This window comes from Microbacterium sp. ISL-103, from assembly GCF_018613995.1.
In the GTDB taxonomy this organism is placed as follows: Bacteria; Actinomycetota; Actinomycetes; order Actinomycetales; family Microbacteriaceae; genus Microbacterium.
In genome coordinates this window covers 1-2,764 of the sequence record NZ_JAGGPD010000595.1, presented here as the reverse complement: position 1 = coordinate 2,764, position 2,764 = coordinate 1, and the positions used below count along the sequence as shown (strand labels likewise).

The window sequence follows — 2,764 nt, the reverse complement described above, 5'->3', positions numbered from 1 at the left end:
GCAGCGTCTCGTGCGGGGGGGCCCTGACGGGATGGCGCGTCGCGATCCTCGTCTGCACGATCTTCGCCGCCGTCACGACCCGTCCTGCTGACGTCTTCTCGATTCTGCTTCTGATGGGATCGATTATCGTGCTGTACTTCGCCGCGACATTCATCTCGATGCTCTTCGACCGCCGCAAGCGCAAGCGCGATGCCGCCGCCGGCATCGAACCCGTGAGCGCATGAGCTCGCCGTCCGAGAGGTACGCGGCAGCGCGCGAGGCGGCCGGCCATCCCGAGACGGTCTCGTTCGCCGCGAAGCAGAAGTTCGAGCTCGACCCGTTCCAGATCGAGGGCTGCCACGCGCTCGAAGATGATCAGAGCGTGCTGGTCGCCGCACCCACCGGTGCGGGTAAGACCATCGTCGGCGAGTTCGCGATACACCTCGCGATGCAGACCCCTCGTGACAAGGCGTTCTACACGACGCCCATGAAGGCGCTCTCGAACCAGAAGTTCCGCGAGCTCGTCGACGTGTACGGGGCGGACGACGTCGGTCTGCTGACGGGCGACACGAACATCAACGGCAACGCCCGCATCGTCGTCATGACGACCGAGGTGCTGCGCAACATGATCTATGCCGATTCCGCGGCGCTGCGCGACCTTCGCTACGTGGTGATGGACGAGGTGCACTATCTCGCCGACCGGTTCCGCGGAGCCGTGTGGGAAGAGGTGATCATCCACCTGCCGCAGCACGTGCGGCTGGTGTCTCTGAGTGCCACCGTGTCGAACGCCGAGGAATTCGGCGACTGGCTCGACACCGTGCGCGGCGGCACCGAGGTGATCGTCTCCGAGATCCGGCCCGTACCGCTCGAGCAGCATGTGCTCGTGCGCGACGACCTGCTGCCGCTGTTCGATGATCGGGCGGGGATCGCGACCGCCCAGGTCAATCAGGAGCTGATGCGGATCCGGTCGTTCACCGGTTCGAACTACGAGAACAATCGCTCGGCGCAGGAGTATCGCAGCAACCGTCACGCGGGACGGCAGGCTCAGCGTCCTCCGAGGGGTGGCCGACGTCCCGTCCGAGCGGCGAACGTTCGGCGGATCGAGCGCATGGACCGCCCCGACGTGGTGCGACTGCTCGAGCAGGCGAACCTGCTGCCCGCGATCTTCTTCATCTTCAGCCGTGTCGGCTGCGATGCAGCCGTTCAGCAGGTCCGAAGGTCCGGGGTGCGTCTCACATCGACAGAGGAGCGCGCCGAGATCCGCGCCATCGTCGAAGACCGCACTCGGTCGCTGCAGGACGAGGATCTCGGGGTCCTGGGCTACTGGGACTGGCTCGAGAATCTCGAACGCGGAGTGGCCGCGCATCACGCGGGGCTGCTGCCGGCCTTCAAGGAGGTCGTGGAGGACCTCTTCAAGCGCAAGCTCGTGAAGGTCGTCTTCGCGACCGAGACACTGGCGCTGGGCATCAACATGCCCGCGCGCACCGTCGTGCTCGAGAAGATGGAGAAGTTCAACGGCGAAGCCCGAGTGGCCATCACCTCGGGGGAGTACACCCAGCTGACAGGGCGGGCGGGGCGCAGGGGCATCGACGTCGAAGGCCACGCCGTCGTGCAGTGGACCGAGGGCATGGACCCGCAGGCCGTCGCCGCACTCGCTTCGCGCCGCACGTATCCGCTCAACTCGAGCTTCCGTCCGACGTACAACATGGCCGTCAACCTCATCGACCTGTTCGGCAAGCCTCGCGCGCGTCAGATCCTCGAGTCGTCCTTCGCGCAGTTCCAGGCCGACAGGGCGGTCGTCGGTCTCGCTCGCCAGGTGCGAGAAGCCGAGGAATCGCTCGAGGGCTACAAGGCGGCGATGGTGTGTGAGCACGGCGACTTCTTGGACTATGCCTCGATCCGCAGGGAACTCAGCGACCTCGAGAAGAAGAACCGACAGGACTCGAACGCTCCCCGTGCGTCTCGCGACAAGCGCATGAAGCAGATCCAGGGTCTGCGCACCCGCATGCAGCGTCACGGCTGCCACCGTTGTCCTGACCGCGAAGTACACGCCCGCTGGGCGGAACGCTACTGGAAGCTCAAGCGGCAGACCGACCGCACCCGCCGTCAGATCGAGACCCGTACGGGCACTGTCGCGCGAGTCTTCGATCGCGTGGTCGAAGTGCTCGAGACGCTCGACTACCTCCATCGGGATGACGACGAGACCATCCTCACAGAGGCGGGGCGGACGATGCGTCGCATCTACGGCGAGCGAGACCTTCTGGTCGCGGAATCGCTGCGACAGGGGCTGTGGAACAAGCTCGATGCTCCGTCGCTCGCTGCGATGGCCTGCTGTCTCGTCTACGAGCCGCGTCGCGACGAGGCGAACGCAGGGGAGCGCGATCTTCCGCGCGGGGCATTCCGCGCAGCGTACGAGAAGACCACCACACTGTGGGCAGAGCTCGACGATCTCGAGAAGGATCACCATCTGCCGGGATCCGAGCCGCTGTCTGCGGGGCTCGCCGGGGCGATGCACTCCTGGGCACGGGGAGGGATGCTCGATCGCGTCCTCGTCGACGCCGACATGGCGGCGGGCGATTTCGTGCGCTGGGCCAAGCAGACGATCGACCTGCTCGATCAGCTCTCGATCGTCGCCGAAGACGGTGCGCTGGCGCGCAACGCCCGTGTCGCGCTCGACGGTGTCCGCCGCGGCATCGTCGCCTATTCCTCGATGTGCGAATAGGAAGGATGCACGAACCCCGCGCGCCGCCGCGCCCCCTTCTGCCGCCCTCTCTCGCCCTGCCCG

Annotated in this window: 1 protein-coding gene and 1 pseudogene; both read left to right on the top strand. The window is 66.3% G+C overall.

Features of this window, described 5'->3' with window-relative positions; genetic code table 11:
• Nucleotides 1–224: pseudogene (locus J7E68_RS18335) on the top strand (twin-arginine translocase subunit TatC); the annotation flags it as partial.
• Complete coding sequence (locus tag J7E68_RS18330) at nucleotides 221–2,701, top strand: RNA helicase (RefSeq protein ID WP_215174978.1); 2,481 nt, start codon at nucleotides 221–223, stop codon at nucleotides 2,699–2,701. The pseudogene J7E68_RS18335 and the gene J7E68_RS18330, both read left to right, overlap by 4 nt.
• Nucleotides 2,702–2,764: the final 63 nt, after the last annotated feature.

Coding starts and splice junctions, on each gene's coding strand:
- J7E68_RS18330 (WP_215174978.1), top strand. CDS start 221: ATGAGCTCGCCGTCCGAGAGGTACGCGGCAGCGCGCGAGGCGGCCGGC.